Source organism: Candidatus Clostridium helianthi (assembly GCF_045310795.1).
Taxonomy (GTDB): domain Bacteria; phylum Bacillota; class Clostridia; order Clostridiales; family Clostridiaceae; genus Clostridium; species Clostridium helianthi.
This window is the reverse complement of sequence record NZ_JBJIAB010000044.1, coordinates 14292-32294: the sequence shown is the minus strand read 5'-3', so window position 1 is coordinate 32294 and position 18003 is coordinate 14292. Positions and strand designations below refer to the sequence as shown.

19 protein-coding genes are annotated in these 18003 nt (G+C 30.7%); 3 read left to right on the top strand and 16 right to left on the bottom strand.

The genetic code is table 11. From position 1 onward, the window contains the following. Positions 1-189: 189 nt before the first annotated feature. Entirely contained in the window at positions 190-2136 is a 1947-nt protein-coding gene (locus ACJDTP_RS23415) for an oxidoreductase (RefSeq protein WP_406762608.1), read from the bottom strand. A gap of 216 nt (positions 2137-2352) precedes the next feature. Between ACJDTP_RS23415 and ACJDTP_RS23410 the strand changes: the two genes are divergently transcribed. After that, entirely contained in the window at positions 2353-3207 is an 855-nt protein-coding gene (locus ACJDTP_RS23410) for a LysR family transcriptional regulator (RefSeq protein ID WP_406762607.1), read from the top strand. Here ACJDTP_RS23410 and ACJDTP_RS23405 read toward each other — a convergent pair. The 3 genes from ACJDTP_RS23405 to ACJDTP_RS23395 form a co-directional block, all read right to left on the bottom strand. After that, positions 3125-3421: a PRD domain-containing protein gene (locus tag ACJDTP_RS23405; protein ID WP_406762606.1), complete on the bottom strand. Its 297-nt coding sequence runs from the start codon at positions 3419-3421 to the stop codon at positions 3125-3127. The genes ACJDTP_RS23410 and ACJDTP_RS23405 overlap by 83 nt on opposite strands. Before the next feature lie 155 nt (positions 3422-3576). Then, complete coding sequence (locus ACJDTP_RS23400; RefSeq protein WP_039773708.1) at positions 3577-5478, bottom strand: FUSC family protein; 1902 nt, start codon at positions 5476-5478, stop codon at positions 3577-3579. A 51-nt stretch (positions 5479-5529) separates the two neighbouring features. Continuing rightward, positions 5530-5940: a MarR family winged helix-turn-helix transcriptional regulator gene (locus ACJDTP_RS23395; RefSeq protein ID WP_039773709.1), complete on the bottom strand. Its 411-nt coding sequence runs from the start codon at positions 5938-5940 to the stop codon at positions 5530-5532. A 175-nt stretch (positions 5941-6115) separates the two neighbouring features. On the opposite strand from ACJDTP_RS23395, the gene ACJDTP_RS23390 reads away from it, so the two are divergent. Further along, on the top strand, positions 6116-6397 hold the full coding sequence (locus tag ACJDTP_RS23390) for a hypothetical protein (protein WP_039773710.1): 282 nt from the start codon (positions 6116-6118) through the stop codon (positions 6395-6397). Here the strand turns inward: ACJDTP_RS23390 and ACJDTP_RS23385 are convergent. The 11 genes from ACJDTP_RS23385 to ACJDTP_RS23335 form a co-directional block, all read right to left on the bottom strand. Further along, positions 6378-7304, bottom strand: a complete 927-nt coding sequence (locus ACJDTP_RS23385; protein WP_406762605.1) for an AEC family transporter — start codon at positions 7302-7304, stop codon at positions 6378-6380. The two genes, ACJDTP_RS23390 and ACJDTP_RS23385, sit on opposite strands and share 20 nt — an antisense overlap. Positions 7305-7810: 506 nt before the next feature. Beyond that, a complete protein-coding gene (locus ACJDTP_RS23380; RefSeq protein ID WP_241407590.1) occupies positions 7811-8032 on the bottom strand; it encodes a hypothetical protein in 222 nt (73 codons plus the stop codon). After that, positions 8004-9404 (bottom strand): NADPH-dependent glutamate synthase, encoded by a 1401-nt coding sequence (gltA, locus tag ACJDTP_RS23375; RefSeq protein ID WP_406762604.1) that lies wholly within the window; start codon positions 9402-9404, stop codon positions 8004-8006. The genes ACJDTP_RS23380 and gltA overlap by 29 nt, the downstream gene beginning before the upstream one ends. 1 nt (position 9405) lies before the next feature. Then, the gene (locus ACJDTP_RS23370) at positions 9406-10296 is read right to left on the bottom strand and encodes a sulfide/dihydroorotate dehydrogenase-like FAD/NAD-binding protein (RefSeq protein ID WP_406762603.1); all 891 of its coding nucleotides are present in this window, start codon (positions 10294-10296) and stop codon (positions 9406-9408) included. Positions 10297-10360: 64 nt separating this feature from the next. Next, a complete protein-coding gene (locus tag ACJDTP_RS23365; protein ID WP_406762602.1) occupies positions 10361-11458 on the bottom strand; it encodes an NAD(P)-dependent alcohol dehydrogenase in 1098 nt (365 codons plus the stop codon). A 224-nt stretch (positions 11459-11682) separates the two neighbouring features. After that, positions 11683-12222: a peptidase U32 family protein gene (locus tag ACJDTP_RS23360; protein WP_084670604.1), complete on the bottom strand. Its 540-nt coding sequence runs from the start codon at positions 12220-12222 to the stop codon at positions 11683-11685. A 28-nt stretch (positions 12223-12250) separates the two neighbouring features. Then, complete coding sequence (locus ACJDTP_RS23355) at positions 12251-12385, bottom strand: 4Fe-4S binding protein (protein WP_347401491.1); 135 nt, start codon at positions 12383-12385, stop codon at positions 12251-12253. An 86-nt stretch (positions 12386-12471) separates the two neighbouring features. After that, a complete protein-coding gene (lpdD, locus tag ACJDTP_RS23350; protein ID WP_051144946.1) occupies positions 12472-12864 on the bottom strand; it encodes a prenylated flavin chaperone LpdD in 393 nt (130 codons plus the stop codon). Positions 12865-13112: 248 nt separating this feature from the next. After that, positions 13113-13340 (bottom strand): non-oxidative hydroxyarylic acid decarboxylases subunit D, encoded by a 228-nt coding sequence (locus ACJDTP_RS23345; RefSeq protein ID WP_039773722.1) that lies wholly within the window; start codon positions 13338-13340, stop codon positions 13113-13115. Then, the gene (locus ACJDTP_RS23340; protein WP_077840195.1) at positions 13340-14767 is read right to left on the bottom strand and encodes a non-oxidative hydroxyarylic acid decarboxylases subunit C; all 1428 of its coding nucleotides are present in this window, start codon (positions 14765-14767) and stop codon (positions 13340-13342) included. The genes ACJDTP_RS23345 and ACJDTP_RS23340 overlap by 1 nt, the downstream gene beginning before the upstream one ends. 98 nt (positions 14768-14865) lie before the next feature. Further along, positions 14866-15435 carry a non-oxidative hydroxyarylic acid decarboxylases subunit B gene (locus tag ACJDTP_RS23335; RefSeq protein WP_406762601.1) on the bottom strand — a complete coding sequence of 190 codons (570 nt, stop codon included), beginning with the start codon at positions 15433-15435 and terminating at the stop codon, positions 14866-14868. A 123-nt stretch (positions 15436-15558) separates the two neighbouring features. Here ACJDTP_RS23335 and ACJDTP_RS23330 point away from each other — a divergent pair, with 123 nt between their 5' ends. Next, positions 15559-16446, top strand: a complete 888-nt coding sequence (locus ACJDTP_RS23330) for a LysR family transcriptional regulator (RefSeq protein WP_039773517.1) — start codon at positions 15559-15561, stop codon at positions 16444-16446. Between the two features lie 768 nt (positions 16447-17214). On the opposite strand, the gene ACJDTP_RS23325 is transcribed toward ACJDTP_RS23330, so the two are convergent. Next, positions 17215-17898: a Crp/Fnr family transcriptional regulator gene (locus ACJDTP_RS23325; RefSeq protein ID WP_051144908.1), complete on the bottom strand. Its 684-nt coding sequence runs from the start codon at positions 17896-17898 to the stop codon at positions 17215-17217. Between the last annotated feature and the right edge of the window lie 105 nt (positions 17899-18003).

Below are 18003 nucleotides of genomic sequence, written 5' to 3'. Positions count from 1 at the left end.
CTATTTCAATGAAGATATGTTTCTATAAAATATGCTTCATTTATAATTAATAATTTATATTACTACAATGTAAATATCAAGAAATAAAATCATCATCTGTACTAGTATAGAAATTAATTCTAATCTATAAAAGACGCAGAATTTCTGCGCCTTTTGCCTATCAATAAATTAATTATTATTGGTTTTCACTTAAATTTCTACTGCTATATTAAATGCTGAGAATGTTGCATTCATTATATTCTTTGGAGTATCGCAGTCACCAGCGATAAATGTATCTAATGGCATTTCAGCTGCAATTTCTTTATATAATGAATTATCTGCCTTAAGTCCAAGAGCAATAACTGAAGTATCAGCTTCAAGAGTGCTTATATTCCCTTCCTTATCTTCTATAAGAACACCTTTATCATTAAATTCCTTAATTTTGCTGTTTCCAACAAACTTGACACCAGCTTTTTTAACTTCATCAAGCACAGAGTAACGAATAATATAGAACATACTCTTACAAAAATCTTCTTCAGGAATCATATCTACTACAGTAACATCTTTTCCTTGTCTAGCTAAAGCTAATGCTGATTCAACACCAGTTAAACCACCACCACAGACAACAACCTTTTGTCCTACTTGAGCTTGTCCATTATCAACATCACAAACATCTTTAACATTGTCATTATTTATACCCTGAATATTAGGTTTAAAGAATGTAGCTCCTGTTGCTACTATAACAGCATCTGGTTTTTCTTTAATAATCATTTCTTTAGTTGCTTCTGTATTTAATCTAATATTTGCGCCACATTCTTCTGTTTGGCGAACAATCCAGTTTTTATAATTACGTAATTCTTGTTTGAATGGTAGAACACTAGCATCATGAAGTAATCCTCCAAGTTTGTTCCCTTTTTCAATTATTGTTACATTATGTCCACGTTCAGTTAATGTTAGAGCTGCCTGCATTCCAGCAGGACCACTGCCTATAACATATACGTTCTTTTTGACCTCTGCCTTAGGAATATTTCTATAACGATGCTCACGTCCAATCTTTGGATTAACTGAACATCTTAATGGCATACCATGGTATATAGCCCCACATCCATCCATACATCTTATACATGGACGAGTCTTATATTCTTGACCTCTTACTGCATTTTCAATCATATTAGGACCAGCCATGAAAGAACGACACATACCAACAATATCAGCTTTGCCTTCAGCAAGAATTTGTTCTGCTTCCTCAATAGTATATATATTACCTACAACTGATACTGGTATGGAAACTACTTCTTTTATTCTTCTTGAATATTCTACATTAATCATATGTGGTTGTAAGTATGAAGGACATAGCCACATAACACCTGTTTCATTAAATACGTTTCCTCTTGAAACATCAATACAGTTTACATATTTTTGAACTTCTTGTGCATAGATTAAAGTTTCTTCAAACTCAAGACCACCAGGAGTCATTTCATTTGCACTCATACGAATTTCAAGAGGATAATCTGGCCCTACAGCATCACGAATTGCCTTTATTACTTCTAATGGGTATTTCATACGGTTTTCAAAGGATCCTCCATATTCATCAGTACGAACATTGCTTACTGGTGATAAGAATTGTCCGAGCAAATTATTATGAGCACTATGGATCATAACCATATCAAAACCAGCATTTTTACAACGTACTGCACATTCTACCCAACGATTTCTAACCCAATCCATATCTTTTCTGTCCATAACTTTAATGTCAGGCTGGCAATTTTTTTCTGGCAAATATGAAGGTGCAAAAGCTGGTTTAGTATTCATACTAGCAACAGCACCACGGCCAGCATGTGATAATTCTATAGAAAGTTTACATCCATAGCGATGAGCTTCTTCAGTAAGTAATGAAAGACCTGTCATATATTTGTCATGTGTAACGTTTAACTCACCATAAAAGCAACGTGCACGTTCTAAATCGATTTGAGTATCACCAATTGTAATATAACCTACACCAGTACGAGCTTGATATCCTATCCAATCAATCATTTCTTGATTAACTTCACCATCTGCAGTAGATACACATGCAACTAATGGTGTATATTGCATACGATTTTTAATTGTCATTTTCCCTATGTTTAATGGTTGAAATACGTGCTTATAATTTTCCATAAATAAACTCTCCTTCTGTAAATGTATTCATAATTGACAATTATTTATCAATCATGTTCTGATATAATTGTATAATTAAAACAACTATTTTTAAAACAGCTCTATTTTGTACCTCTACAACTTAAAGTTCAAGTAGAAATAATATGTGAAAAAATTATCAAAACATGTTATAATAATAAATATATTTGTTTCCTTTTTGAATGGAGTGTGACTAGTTTGGATATAAAGCAATTAAAGTATTTTTTACAAATATGCGAAGATGAAAGCTTTTCAAAAGCTGCTAAAAATCTCTATATCACTCAGCAAGGATTAAGTAAAGCGATAAAAAGTCTAGAAGAGTGTATAAATGCTCCTTTATTCTATCGTACAGTTAGTGGGCTTAAACTCACAGAATACGGAAAATATCTAAAAGAACACTCTATACATCTTATAAACGAATTTGACCTAATTCTAAATGACATAAATAAAATGACTAGTCTTAATCGCCAAAAATTATCTGTAGGTTTTTCCTTTGGAGTTCTCAATGCACTTTCTACTGATCTTATTGATAATTTTAAACAAAACAATCCAAATATTCAGTTAACTACAGCAGAATATCGTGACTTTGATTGTGAAAAAGCTATTTTAAATGGAGATTTAGATGTTGCCCTTACAGTTGGTCCTGTTGATGAATCAAAGTTCAATTCCAAAATTGTTCAAACACATAATCTTTGTGCGCTTATAAATGAAAAAAACTATCTTTCCAAAAAGAGTGAAATAAGTTTTAAAGATTTGAAAAATGAGAAAATTATTATTGTGGATAAAAACTTTAAGTTATATCATAACTTTGTTGAGAAATGTAGACAAGCTGTCTTTGAGCCAAATATTGCTTTTACTACCGCTGAAATTTTAATTACACATAAGCTCAGTCGTCTTAATAAGGGTATTGGTATTAGTGTTGATTTTGTTGTAAGCGATATAAATTATCCAAATGTTTATTCAATACCTTTTATAGATGAACAGCTAAATAAGTTAATTCGTCTTTTGGAATATCTCCATCATAGACCTTTTTTATATAATCCTTTATTTTAAAAGCAATCTCCATTGCTTTTGGATATAATGTTGCTATTAGTTCAAACATGGCATCATTCTCGTCCTTCAGCATTTCATTATTAAAAAACCTTTCTGTAAAAAATTTAACATGTGTAATGAAGCGCTGATAGTGAATCCCTTCCATCTTTAAACCACTGCCAATTGAATATCTTACTAAGTTAACAATTCCACCAATCATTTTAGCATATTTCATACTATCTCTTGAGTCATTACTTTGTGATTGAGCATTTATTATATGAAAAGCAATATTGGCAGCTTCTTCTTCTGGAAGCTTAATAATAGTATATCTAACATATTTCTAGAATCTTTTATAATATCTAATAGATAACAAAATTAAACATTAATTTTTTACCATGCACTCTTCATAGTAAGTGCTTCTTGAATTACATTAATTTCTTCACAAATTTGATGTATTTCCTCTATAATAGAAACTCTTTTAGGTTTTATTGCTTTTTTCTGCTCAATAGATGTTGCCATTGTTTCTAATACAAGCAGCAGTTGTGCTAAATCTTCATCAGCCAAACTTAAATATCCCTTCGTCATGCAGCATTGATTAAGCAAGTAGCTAATATGTTCTAAGGAGAAAAATGCTGGCCACATCATTTCAAGTATTTCCTCATTATGAGGAATCTCACCTAATGCTGTATTATATGCAGTTTTAAAATTCATAAGGTTTATTCCCATTTTTTCTTTTATCCATTTTGTACTGTCACTATTATTTTCTTTATTGTTAGTTGCCAATCGAACTAATACTCTAGCCTGACTACGTATTAATTTCACTATTAAATCTGGTAATCGGCTAGATGCTGAACGACGTCCAATAATGTATGTCCCAATTAATCCAATTGCAGATCCAATCAATATATCAGTAATACGTGCTGTCGCAAAATAAGTAACATTATGTATTTGAGTTGATGCTTCTGCTATAAGTAATGCATTTGGCGTTATAAACACTGCTGCTACAGCATAATTTTTCACAATAAAAAGTTCTGTTATCGCTGTTAAAAGCATATTAATTATAACTATCATGAAACCTTCTGGGTGGAATTTTAAAATAATAATAGCTATCATTAATCCAATAATTGTACCGCAAGAACGCTGAATTGCCCTATGAAATGTTGCCATGACAGTTGAGCCTGACATGACAGCAGCACATGACAGGGGAATCCAGTATGGTCTGCTAAATGGAAAACTAAAAGCTATTATAGCTGATATTGAAAGAACAATTCCATATCTAACTGCATTAATAAATACTATTGAATCTTTATTGCAGGCTCTAGTAAATTTCATCATAAGAGAAGGTTTTGAAATTTTGACCCCTTTTCCAATATATGTTAACGGAACATTTATAATGGCCTCAGCATCATAAATTATTTCTAAAAAATTATTATAGCCATCATCCAGTTTTTGAGATGGTGGATCTATTTTAATTGTTTCTCCATCTTTTAATTCAATTGCCATGGATAATTTTCTTATCATGTCACTAAGTTCTTTTGGCACTTTAGTGTTTTTATTAGTATGCAGCTCAAGCATTTCTAAAAACAATTTATTAGCTTCTTCATTTAAAAGCGATAAACGATTAAATAAGAATGAATTTTTCCACGGAATATAACCTGTCAAAAGAATTTCCTCAGCTTCTCTTAAAGAATTAACAGTACGATTTCTTATATCATTAATCTTTTCATCACCAATAGCTTCACTAAATTCTGCTAAAGCTAAATAAAGTTTCTTAAGAGTTTTTATTTCAGGACCATGTGGATTAGAAAAATATCCTGCCATACTAACTATCCATGAAAAGATCCCCCCCATAAGCACTACAGAAGTCCGTATAAAAACTTCTGATGGATTAACAGGCATTCCTGTTACCATTATAAAACTTAATACAAAAAAAATTGCAGATGGACCTTGTATTTTAAGTATGCCAAATATAAAAGTTACAATTGCTCCAATCAAACCCACTATTGAAATAATGAGTACTGGATATGGCGCGGATAACGTACCAAGTGCAACTGAAAGGCTGATACCAATAGCAGTAAAAAATATTTTTTTTGCACGCTGAGCATATGGTTGATGTGAAACATATAGATAAGAAAAACTCCCTATCCCTGCTAATAATCCTAAATGCAGTTGATTTACTAAGATGCCGATAATTACTGGAAATCCTGCACAGATTGCAGCATTTATTGCTTTTTGCCAAGGAAATGGGGTTTTATTAATTTTAAATGCTTGTTTTATTATAGTCGTATCCATGTGTTCTCCTTTTTTATTGATCTGTATTTCTTTGCAAAACTCGTATTCCTACTATTGTTCTAAGTTCTTCATCATTTTTTCTAAAATACTATTAAAAATTTCTAGTTCATCTTTATCAATATTATTTATAGCCTCTATTTCTAAATCTTGAGCAGCTTCACGCCATTTAGGAAACATCTCATAAGCTTTTTCTGTTAGTTTTATAACTCTTTCACGCTTATCCTTTCCATCATTTCTGATTACCAGTCCCATTTCTTCCATCCTAGTTAATGTCCTAGTAATTGTAGGAGCTTCTACATCAAGATATTTACATAATTCTATTTGTGTACATTGCTTTTTTTCATATAAGTATAAAGTAATCGCCCACTGTGAAGAATATAAACCAAGAGGAGAAATTCTCTCATTTAATTTCTTTGTGAAATTCCGAGCCAGCTGATTTACTTTATGTCCGTATAAATTCAATTTTATTTCACCTCACATATACTTACCTAAGTAATAATTACTTAGGTAAGTATATCATCAAAATAGATAATAATCAAATTTTGGACATATCCGTTCCTTCTAAAACATCTAATTCAATATTTGGGCTGAAGAAATGCGTGATATTTTATGAGAAACAGAATATCAAAAGAGTTTCATGCAGCTTAGATATGGATTTGCAAAAATACTAGGTCCAAATGGTGCAGTTATAAGTAATACACTACCTCATGATGTCGGAGGTAGTGCATATGTTGATTTAGAACAAATTATACCTGGAAAATTCCTAATTGATACTGCTGGCCACTATTCTACACCTGGATTCTTAAGTTTGTCCTTTGATAGAATATTCCACGCTCCAGTGAAGAAAATTGGTGATACTAAACCTCAGGCTTTAACTTATTCAGAAATTGAATATAATATTAAAGTAATACTGCAATAATAGGTATTGTGACAACAGAAAATAATGTTGAAATAAATACGCCCTTTGTAATAAATTCTTGATTGCCTCCATATTCACTGCACATCATCACTATATTAGATGCAACTGGCATTCCAGAAATAATTACTAAAACTCCTAATAGAAGCTTGTCATTAATAAAGATATGACCTATGCACCATACAATTATTGCTAATACAAAAAGTCTTATAATTGCAAATATACTAATCCATTTTTCTTTTATAATTTCTTTAAAAGAAAATTTCACAAGTGTTGAGCCAATCACAAGCATGGCTAAAGGCGTTGTTATATCACCTGCCAATTTAAGAGGTTCTAATATAATTTCAGGTAAAGAAATATTCATTATATATAGTCCAATTGCTATAATCGCTGAAATAGTTCCTGCATTAAAGAATTTTTTAATATCAGTAGTTTGCTTACCTGTATTTCCATTATTCTTAGTTAATAAAAATATGCCATAAGTAAAAAGCGAGATGTTACATACAGACATAATTATTGATATATACAATATAGCACGATTTCCAAATATAGAGCTTACAACTGGTATACCCATAAATCCTAAATTAGAATATATAAGCATGCTTTCATATAATCCCTGCACACTTTTTTTTATTTTTAATATCTTCATTAAAATTTTAGATATAATTGGTATAGACACATAATATATTATTGCTATTACAAAAATATATATAAGCATACTCTTATCTTCTAATCTTTCTCCAGATGCAACTGAATAAATAATCAAAGCTGGACAAGTAATATTTACAATTAATTTTGAAAATAATTTGTCACTTTCTTCATTCATAATATTTCTCTTATTAGCTATATAGCCAACAATCATCAATATAGATAAAATTATCATTTGTTTAAATACAAGTATAATATCCATTTAAAGTCTCCTAAATCATTGTGATTTAATTTTCTAATCAAATACTATTTATATATTTCTCTCCACCTCCAAATTCGTATAAATTTATTAAAGTATTTTCGTAGCTTAATTTTAATCAAAACAAAAAGGAGTCAATCCTATAAGATTAGCTCCGTTGCTACACAATTGATTCTTTCTTTACACATATTTTATCATAAATATCAAATAATCCAGTATCAAATAATAGTTTCCGATATTCAATTTATAGTTTATAGTTACTTAAAATATATATAACCTATACTCATGCTATAATAAAGCAAGGTTCTATTCTTCTGTTATTCAATAACCAATAGTCGTATACTTTAATCATATCTGCTGAAAGCTCTTTAGAACCACCCCGCGTAGCAGGTGGTATTCACAATACAAAAAAGTAACGACTCAAAATCATTTTGAGTCGTTACTTTCATACATATCTTTAAGTTCTATACTTAAATTAACTTATTTTAATGTGAGAATAAATAAATTAATTATGCTATAGCAGTATCTTCTTCTGTTTCTTCTACTCTTTGGTTTACAATTAAATTTACAAAATTTTCTCCATATGGAAGGCATAATTGTATAAATGGTCCAGTGGATAACATAGCTATTACTGTACCTATACCGATAACACATATCAATGTTCCTATTTTAATACGACTTTTCTCAACTAGGATTATTACATTAAACAATACAGCTAAGTAAATACTCATCTATAGCTTTAGCTGCCTTTTTACCTGCTCCCATAGCTAAGATTACTGTAGCAGCCCCTGTAACTGCGTCTCCACCAGCATAAACAGCTTCTTTAGTAGTAAGACCAGTTTCTTCTTCAGCTACTATACATCTTCTCTTATTAATTTCTAATCCTGCAGTTGTTGAAGAAATTAATGGATTTGGTGATGTTCCAAGAGACATTATTACAGTATCTACATCCATAACAAACTCTGATCCTTCAACTTCAACTGGACTTCTTCTACCAGATGCATCTGGTTCCCCAAGTTCCATTTTAACGCACTTCATACCTTTAACCCACCCATTTTCATCTACTAAGATTTCAGTTGGATTAGTTAATACATCGAAGATTACTCCTTCTTCTTTAGCATGATGTACTTCTTCTACTCTTGCTGGAAGTTCAGATTCTCCTCTTCTATATACAATATGGCTTTCTGCTCCAAGTCTTAAGGCAGTTCTTGCTGCATCCATAGCAACATTTCCTCCACCAACTACAGCAACTTTATTTCCTGCTCTTACTGGAGTTTCATAACCTTCTACAGCAGCTTTCATTAAGTTTACTCTTGTTAAGAATTCATTAGCAGAACATACTCCATTTGCATTTTCTCCTGGAATTCCCATAAATCTTGGAAGACCTGCTCCTGATCCTATAAATACTGCTTTAAAGCCTTCTTTTTCAAATAATTCATCTATAGTTATAGTTCTACCTATAATAACATTCGTTTCTATTTTTACACCAAGCTTTTTGATGTTTTCAACTTCGTTTTTAACTACTTTTTCTTTTGGAAGTCTGAACTCTGGAATACCATATTCTAAAACTCCACCAGCTTTATGAAGTGCTTCAAAGATAGTAACTTCATATCCTTTTTTAGCTAAATCTCCAGCGCAAGTTAATCCTGCAGGACCACTTCCTATAACTGCAACCTTGATTCCATTTTTAGTCTCTGTTGCACTTAAATCAACTTTATGTTCAACTGACCAGTCTGCTGTAAATCTTTCAAGCTTACCTATTGATACAGCATCACCTTTTATCCCTAAAACACATCTTTGCTCACATTGTTTTTCTTGTGGACAAACTCTTCCACAAACTGCTGGAAGTGCACTGTATTTAGCAATTTCTTTTGCTGCTTCTTCAAATTTTTCATCTTTAACATGTGCTATAAAGCCTGGAATGTTGATTGATACAGGACATCCATCAACACATTTAGGATTTTTACAATTTAGGCATCTTGAAGCTTCTTTTACAGCTTCTTCTTCATTATATCCTAAACAAACTTCTTCAAAATTTGTAGCTCTTACCTTTGGTTCTTGTTCTCTTACTGATATTCTTATTAATCTTTCATTCATATCCATGCTATTTATCTCCTCCGCAACCGCAGCCACCATGGCTATGAGTCTTTCCTTCTTCTACTTTTAATTGTGCTTTTCCTTCTTCTGACTTATACATAGCTTGTCTTCTCATTGATTCATCATAATTTACTAAATGACCATCAAATTCAGGTCCATCAACGCAGGCAAATTTAACTTCTCCTCCAACGGTTACTCTACAAGCTCCACACATGCCTGTACCATCAACCATTATTGGATTTAAGCTTACTGTAGTTGGAATATTTAATTCCTTAGTTAACATAGAAGTAAATTTCATCATTATCATTGGCCCAATAATAATTGCATGATCATACTTTTTACCTTGATTATTAACTAGTTCTTTAAGCATATCTGATCCTGTTCCTTTAAACCCATATGAACCATCATCAGTTGTTACATAAAGGTTCCCTGAAACTTTCTTTAATTCTTCTTCATATATTAATAACTCTTTGTTTCTGCTTCCTAAAATAACATCTACAGCTATTCCCTGTTCATGCATCCATTTCACTTGTGGATACACTGGTGCCGCACCAACTCCACCTGCCACAAAGATCAGATTCTTTCCCTTTAATTCTTCTATATCTTCATGTATAAATTCACTTGGTACACCTAATGGTCCAACAAAGTCTGCTACATAATCCCCTTCATTAAAAGTAGCTAGCTCTTTAGTACCTTTCCCCACAGTTTGAAAAACTATAGTTACTGTTCCTTTTTCTCCACAATAATCTGCTATAGTTAAAGGAATTCTTTCACCTTTTTCATCATTCTTTATAATAATAAATTGTCCTGGCTTTGCAGATTTTGCTACTCTTGGAGCTTCTATATCCATTAAGAATATATTATTTGTAAGCTCCTTTTTGTTAACTATTTTGTACATATTTTTGCTACCTCTTCTCATATGTTTATTAGTACATCAGATATCATAATTCTTTGTTTATTTATTAGTCATTCATAACTAAAATCGGCTTGATTACTAATCCCTTTTTAGAATCTTCAAATGCCTTATTAATTTCTTCAAATTTATAAAACTTAATCAACTTATCAAATGGAAATTTTCCTTCTTTAAAGTATTGAATGATTTTAGGAATAAATACTTGTGGTATTGAATCTCCTTCTATTACTCCAATCATAGATTTTCCTTCACCCATTAATGCATTTTGTACATTTATAGTAACATCTCCAGTTGCTCCAACTATAGCACATGTACCTAATGTTCTTAATGCATAAAGCGCTTGATTAACAATTTCAGGAACTGCAGTTGTCTCAACAGTATAATTAGCTCCACCATTTGTTATTTTCTTTATTTCCGCTACAACATCAGCAATTTCTTTACTATTAACCACATCTGTTGCACCTAATTCTTTAGCTAATTCTAATTTTTCTACACTTCTACCTACAGCTATAATTTTGCTGCAACCAGTCAATTTAGCTGCCATAATAGCACTAAATCCAACTGCTCCACACCCAAATACTACAATTGATGAACCAAATTCCGGCTTTAATCTATTAAGAACTGTTCCGGCTCCTGTTTGTATTCCACAGCCTAAAGGCCCTATTAATCTTAAGTCTACATCTTTATCTACTTTTGTTATATTTCTAGTATGTACAACAGAATGAGTTGCAAATGTTGATTGTCCAAAAAGCATAGCAATTTCTTTTCCATCTTTTGATAGACGTGTAGTTCCATCGTTCATTATTCCACCAAAATTTAACTTGTTAAAATCTTCACACATATATGCGTGACCTTCTAAACAATTAGTGCAACACCCACATGAGCTAAATGATATTCCTACATGGTCACCAACTTCAAAATTACTTACTCCTGGTCCTACTTTTTCTACAATTCCTGCACCTTCATGGCCTAATACTATTGGAAGTGGTGTTGGAATTAATTGATCTCTTACTACTGAATCTGTATGACATACTCCTGTAGCAACAATTTTTACAAGCACTTCATTATATTTAGGTTCTGCTAATTCTACATCTTCTATTATGAATTCGTTTCCCTTTTCATTTATAACTGCCGCTTTAATTAACATAATTATCTCCTCTTTTCATATATAGATTTATTCACTTAAATTTTATCATTTCTTCAATTTTCAACACAATCAACAAAATGTTTATGCTATTAAGCTTTTTGTTTTTACTGACTAATTTATATAATTACTACTTAATATTTTAGCAACTTCTAATAATATTCCTTGCGATATTTATAGAAGTTCCAACTTTTTGTTTATACCAATACACTTTATATTGTTTTACTTTATGAAGAATTCTTATATATAATACAATCATCACCATCGTTAACCTTATGAAAATCTCCTTGTTCTTTTTCTTCATATAAATGATATTTATATCTACAAGGCTGCGTACATGTTCCTCTATTAGAATCCCTGCCAGTCATATAATTTGATAATAAACACTTACCTGAAATCCCCATGCACATTGCCCCATGAACAAAAGCTTCTATATCACAAGTCTCTGGTAGTTCTTTTCTCATTGTCTTCAACTCTTCAAGGCTCATTTCTCTAGCTGCTACTACTCTTTTAATTCCAGCTTTATGCCAAAACGATGCAGTTTTGTAGTTTAAATTACTAGCTTGAGTACTTAAATGTATTTCAAGGTCTGGTGCCACTTGATGCGCTATGCTAAAAATTCCAGGATCAGCAATCAGTACAGCATCGACACCTATTTCATATAATTCAGTAATATATTCTTTAAAGATACTATTTTTAACACCATATAACATACAAGCAACTATTTGTTCATCAGAATACTTATATTCCTTATGAAAAAGTTTCATATATAAACAACATCTTAACTTATTACATTTAGTTTCTTCTTTCAACTGCACCAAATTGACACACTTCTATACAATTTCCACAGTGTAAGCAATTTTCTTGCTTAATCACAACTAGCTTTATAGATATATCTATACATTTTTGTGGACATTTTGAATAGCATATTCTACAGAATCTACTGTCACAAACACTGTTGAGTAAATGTAATTGATCATTTTTCTCTAGTAAAGTAAATAGTTTCTAAAAGCATACTAATGCTCATTTAATGATTCACTTATTTTATCTTCAAAACTCTTTATGATTTTTTTAATATTTCTACCTAGTACTTCAATATCTTTCTTTTTCGCATCATCAATATGAACTCCAGCAGAAACTGTAATATTACACATAAATTTAGAACTAAATTTCAATGCAATATTTCTAGCCATTTCATCCTCTTTATGACCTGTTATGCAAATTACACTCGCACTTGCTGAATTGCTACCGTCTCCTGTTAGACTTTTTCTTGGAACTGCAACTGCAACTGCACCAATATGAGGCACATCACCTCCAAAAATACATATGGAAACATCTTTACCACAAAATAATGCATGAAGAAAAACTTGATACTTTCCTTCTCCTACATTCAAAGAAATTTCTTTCACTTGAATATTCTCCCTTCTAATTTATGTTAAAACTCATCGCTTTTTCAGTTTTATTAATCAATAAAATACACAAAAGTATATTTTTCACTTTATTGAAATCCAATGAGTATAATTAATAGATATAATGTTACACATGGTTATTGAAAAAAAGTCGCTATAGAATTTTAACCAAATAGAAGTTATATGAGAAATATTTATTAAAAATAACTATCATATAACTTAATAGTGCTGAATTTATAATTCATTCTTTATTTTTTTAATAGTTTTGGAACAGGTGGAATCTGATCTAATTCATCAAATTCTTCAGGCTTTAATTTGAACCTTTTATCATATTGTTCTGGGTTAGTTATATTTTCACCTTCTGTGCTTCTCCATGAAAATTTACATGTATCACATAGATATACTTTCCATGCATCACCAACTGGTGATTTTACCATTACGTTTACTAATTCCGAATCACATCTAGGACATTTCATTATTTATTACCTCCTTCTTTAACTAAATCTCTAAGAATTTCTGACCATTTTTCTACACCAATTGGAGTTCCTAAAAGTTCTGTATCTCTTCCAAAATCAGGTGCTACTGGTGTTGTTGCATCAATAACTAATTTAGTATGCATTCCTACAGGTTCTGAAGATGGATCTAACGGCATACCTGGAGCATATGGAATTTTAAATACATCTTTATCTGGACGTACTCTAGTTGTAAGAGCCCACATAACTTGTTCAAGATTGAATGGATCTACAAATTCATCTACAATAATAACAATCTTTGTATATGACATTCCATGAGGTGTTGAAAGAAGTCTCATTGCAACAGCCTTTCCATAACCTCCAAAACGAGATTTTGTAGATACAATTGCAGCCATTCCATGTGTATACATAGCATTTACCGCTTCTACTTCTGGGAAATCTCTCTTAATTTGATCATAAAGAGGAATGCTTGTATTAAGTGCCATTAAGTAGTCAATTTCTGTCCAAGGCATTCCAAGATATAAGTTTTCGAATATAGGATTTTTTCTATGAGTTATCTTTGTTATTTTAACAATTGGTTGAAGACGTGAACCCGAATAACTTCCTGGAAATTCTCCAAATGGTCCTTCAATTTCTCTAACTCTTGGTTCTATATATCCTTCCAATATAATTTCCGAACGAGCTGGAATATCAAGATTACTTTCTTCTGCTTTTGTAAGTTCTATAGGTTCTCCTTTAAGTGCTCCTGCAAAATCATATTCTGATTGTACATATGCTATTGGTGTACTTGCCATGAAGCTTAAAACTGGATCATTACCAAGACAAATTGCTATTGGAAGTCTTTCATTTTTTTCTTCTGCATTTTTTAAGTGAACTGCTATATCATGGAATGGTAATGGCTGAATAGCCACTTTATCTTTACCTTTTATTTGGATACGGTATGTTCCACAATTTTGCTCTTCATAATTTTCTGGTTTGTTAGGATCTCTACTAACTATTAATGCTTTTGAAAGATAAAATCCTGCATCAAATTCATTTATTCTGAATAATGGAAGTACATCAAAAAGGTTAATATCTTCTTCTATCACTACTTCCTTTACTGGAGCATCCTTTTTATCAACCCAAACTGGTTTAATTGGATACTTGTCCCAAAGTTCTTTTAATCTAAAGAATTGATCTTTAACTGGAGTAGCTTTAGGCATATTAAGCATTAATGCATGATTTTGCCATGATCCATGTACATTAAGTACAACTGGATTTTTGTATCCTTTAATGTTTTCTACAAGAACTGCAGGTGCACTTTCCATATTTGGTGCACAGCGACCAATTGCACTAAGGTCTGGTTCAGGCATAACCTCATCTTTTATTCTTACTAATTGCTTTTCTTTTTCTAATAATTCTAGAAATCCTCTTAAATCTTTATAAGCCATTTTTAAACCTCCTGATTTTCCATAAAATTATATGTATTTATTTAAAACAGAACGATATCTGTTTTACTACTTTTTATATCTTCAAGTCACATTTAAATCTATTTTTCCTTTAGTCCATCCCAACGTTTTAAATTAGGTAAGATAATTCCAAGCTGATCTACTGTTCTATATGCTATGTGATCTACTATGTCATATATTGTCTTGGGATGATTATAAAATGCGGGCATTGGTGGCAAGATAACTGTTCCCATCCGAGATAATGCAAGCATATTTTCTAAATGAATACTACTCAAAGGTGTTTCTCTTGTTAAAAGAATTAATTTTCGACCTTCCTTTAGAATAACATCCGCTGCCCGGGATATGAGATTATCTGCAAGTCCCATACGAATAGATGCAAGGGTTTTCATACTGCATGGTGAAATAATCATAGCATCTACCTGAAACGATCCACTTGAAATTCTTGCCCCCAGATCTATTGTTTCATATGTAAAATCGGCAAGCGCTTCTACTTCTTCTACTGTATAATTTGTTTCTGATTCCAAAGTTTTTCTTCCCCAACTTGATAATATAAGATGCGTTTCTACTTCCTTAATATCTTTTAATATTTCTAGAATTCGAATTCCAAAAATCGCTCCAGTTGCTCCTGTAATTGCTACTATAACTTTCAATAGTATCACCCTCTTTTTCTTATTTTCATATACTTAATTATATGCTATTAAAAAAACTATTGAAAATATCTATAAAGTATGTTTCAATACCTTTAAGGTATAATAGAAAGGAGTTAACTAACTATGGATATTCGTCAATTAAAATATTTTGTTGTAATTGCAGAAGAAGGTAGTATTACAAAAGCTGCAGAGCGCTTATTTATGGCTCAACCACCACTATCTAGACAGCTGCAAGCAATGGAAAATGAACTTGGAGTTACTCTTTTTAATCGTACAAACAAAAAAAATATGTCACTTACTCCACAAGGCAGGATTTTTTTAAAGAATGCTAAGAGAATACTTTACACTATGGATGAAGCTATTACGGAAGTACAAGAATACAACTTACAAATGTCAAAAAAATTATCAATTGGTACAACCATTTATTGTTCAGAAATTATGCTTCCTGTTTTGAAGAAGTTCCGAGAAAAATATCCTTTTATTATTCCAGAAATTCATGAAGGAAATATATCTCATTTAATGGACTTATTAAAAAATCATACGATTGACATAGTAGTTTCTGCACTCCCTATTCATACAGAGGGGTACATAACCAAAGAACTGCAACCTGATAAGTGTGTCTTTGTTGCTTCTAAAGCTTTCGAATGGATAAAAGAATGTATTTCTCTTGAAGAAATTTCTAGAGTTCCTCTACTTCTTCTCAATGCACCAGATTCAAACAGTTTATATAAAAAAATCACAAGCGAATTCGAGAGAAAAGAACTAAAATTAAATGTTTCATGCGTATGTCATGACTCTGGTTTACTGTTAAAGATGATCTTAAACAATTTTGGTGCAACAATTTTACCAAAATCAATGGTTGATAATATGTTAGGTAAATTTATGCGTATCATTACCATTGAGGATGATCCTTGGACTACAACTCCAAATTTAATTTGGAGAAGAGAAGGATATATTTCCTCAACATTGAGAGAATTTATTAAAACTTTTGAATCACAATCTTCTAAATAAATTATACTTATCTGATTTCTCTTGAAAGTTATATTACATCTAGCACTCTTCTTTCGATATCTTGACTAAAATATTTTCTTTCCTCCTTATTGGGGACACAATTGGATATTCTATCTATAATAATAAATATGATTTATTAACTCCACAAGTAAGCACTTTTAAGTGGTATAGTTTCTTAAATGAAACTATTAACATATATCCATTAATTAATAGATTACTTTTTATTCAATAAAAATAATAATGGAATTAACATTTATCTATCTGTTAATTTTTTACCTTTACAAATCTTTATTTACCTAATTATCTGTAAAATATATTATTTGTCACACTGTATTTTCTCAAAAAATACAGCTAGCATAAAAGTCAACTGTTAATCTTTTCAACATAAAAATACCCACGAAAAATCCCAATTTTCGTGGGTTTTATAGTGGATGCGAATCGTAACCAGCTTCAATACTATTATTTAACTACTCTATTTTATAATTGGCAGAAAAAACTGGATATCTTCAAAGACTATAAAAGGTATAAGCTCAAGCACAGTAATTTACAATATTGTTGAAACGGCTAAGGCCAATGGCTTATCAGTAGAAAAGTATTTAGTATATTTGGTTTGAAATGCTTACCTTTCCTTCATTTCGCGCGCCCTTTTTTTAATCCAACTATTATATTTGTATAACATGAACCCATAAGCCAATTAATAATGTTCTTGCAACTTTAAATCAATTTTTATTCAGTTTTATCAATGAGTTTCGAATTTATCTATTGTAATTATATATTAATTTTAAAATCAGACTCATTTATTTCACTTACTTCTTTTACACCCGCAGCTAATTTATCCATAGCGCATCTATTTATAATTATTATTGAATCACTCTCTTTTTGTATATATTTCTTTTGAATTAAACAATTTACTACATTGTATAAATTTTTTCTACTTACTGATAAAATTTCACAAAGATTATACATACTTTTAAATTTAAATACATCGTTCTCAGAGTTTTTGAGAATATGATATGCAAAGATTTCTTCAAATTTAAATAAATCTTTAATCATTAATTTCTTATACATATAATATATCCTTTTACTTGTTTTAAATAAAAATATTTTTAAGAAATCTGGATTATTTTCTAATTTTTTGAATGTTCCCTTTGCTATTTTTAACAATGTCACATTTGTTCTTGCAGTTATATCACAAAACAAGTTCTCCTCATACATATAACTGATTTTTCCGACAAAATCATTTTTGGATACTTCATCTACCAAAATGCTTCTTCCAGACCTCGTTATACATTCTACTTTAACCCTTCCATCTAAAATAAAAAAAATCTCTTCAATGTTTGCACTAGAATGAGTTATGTATTCTCCTTTTTTAACTTTGATAATTGATATTTCGCTTAAATATTCTTTTATATAATCATATATATAAATTTTTTCAATATTATTTAACTCCATATATACAACATCCCTTTTAACATATAAATATTTTTCTTTAATTAAAATGCAATCAATAATTCATATAAATTATACCAATGACTTTACATTGGATAAAGAGCATAT

Bases quoted from the DNA above. Each gene is read 5' to 3' on its own strand.
- ACJDTP_RS23415 (WP_406762608.1), bottom strand. From the start codon at position 2,136: ATGGAAAATTATAAGCACGTATTTCAACCATTAAACATAGGGAAAATG.
- ACJDTP_RS23405 (WP_406762606.1), bottom strand. From the start codon at position 3,421: ATGAAATATGCTAAAATGATTGGTGGAATTGTTAACTTAGTAAGATAT.
- ACJDTP_RS23400 (WP_039773708.1), bottom strand. From the start codon at position 5,478: ATGGATACGACTATAATAAAACAAGCATTTAAAATTAATAAAACCCCA.
- ACJDTP_RS23390 (WP_039773710.1), top strand. From the start codon at position 6,116: ATGCAGCTTAGATATGGATTTGCAAAAATACTAGGTCCAAATGGTGCA.
- ACJDTP_RS23385 (WP_406762605.1), bottom strand. From the start codon at position 7,304: ATGGATATTATACTTGTATTTAAACAAATGATAATTTTATCTATATTG.
- ACJDTP_RS23380 (WP_241407590.1), bottom strand. From the start codon at position 8,032: ATGAGTATTTACTTAGCTGTATTGTTTAATGTAATAATCCTAGTTGAG.
- gltA (WP_406762604.1), bottom strand. From the start codon at position 9,404: ATGGATATGAATGAAAGATTAATAAGAATATCAGTAAGAGAACAAGAA.
- ACJDTP_RS23370 (WP_406762603.1), bottom strand. From the start codon at position 10,296: ATGTACAAAATAGTTAACAAAAAGGAGCTTACAAATAATATATTCTTA.
- ACJDTP_RS23365 (WP_406762602.1), bottom strand. From the start codon at position 11,458: ATGTTAATTAAAGCGGCAGTTATAAATGAAAAGGGAAACGAATTCATA.
- ACJDTP_RS23360 (WP_084670604.1), bottom strand. From the start codon at position 12,222: ATGAAACTTTTTCATAAGGAATATAAGTATTCTGATGAACAAATAGTT.
- ACJDTP_RS23345 (WP_039773722.1), bottom strand. From the start codon at position 13,340: ATGAAATGTCCTAGATGTGATTCGGAATTAGTAAACGTAATGGTAAAA.
- ACJDTP_RS23340 (WP_077840195.1), bottom strand. From the start codon at position 14,767: ATGGCTTATAAAGATTTAAGAGGATTTCTAGAATTATTAGAAAAAGAA.
- ACJDTP_RS23330 (WP_039773517.1), top strand. From the start codon at position 15,559: ATGGATATTCGTCAATTAAAATATTTTGTTGTAATTGCAGAAGAAGGT.
- ACJDTP_RS23325 (WP_051144908.1), bottom strand. From the start codon at position 17,898: ATGGAGTTAAATAATATTGAAAAAATTTATATATATGATTATATAAAA.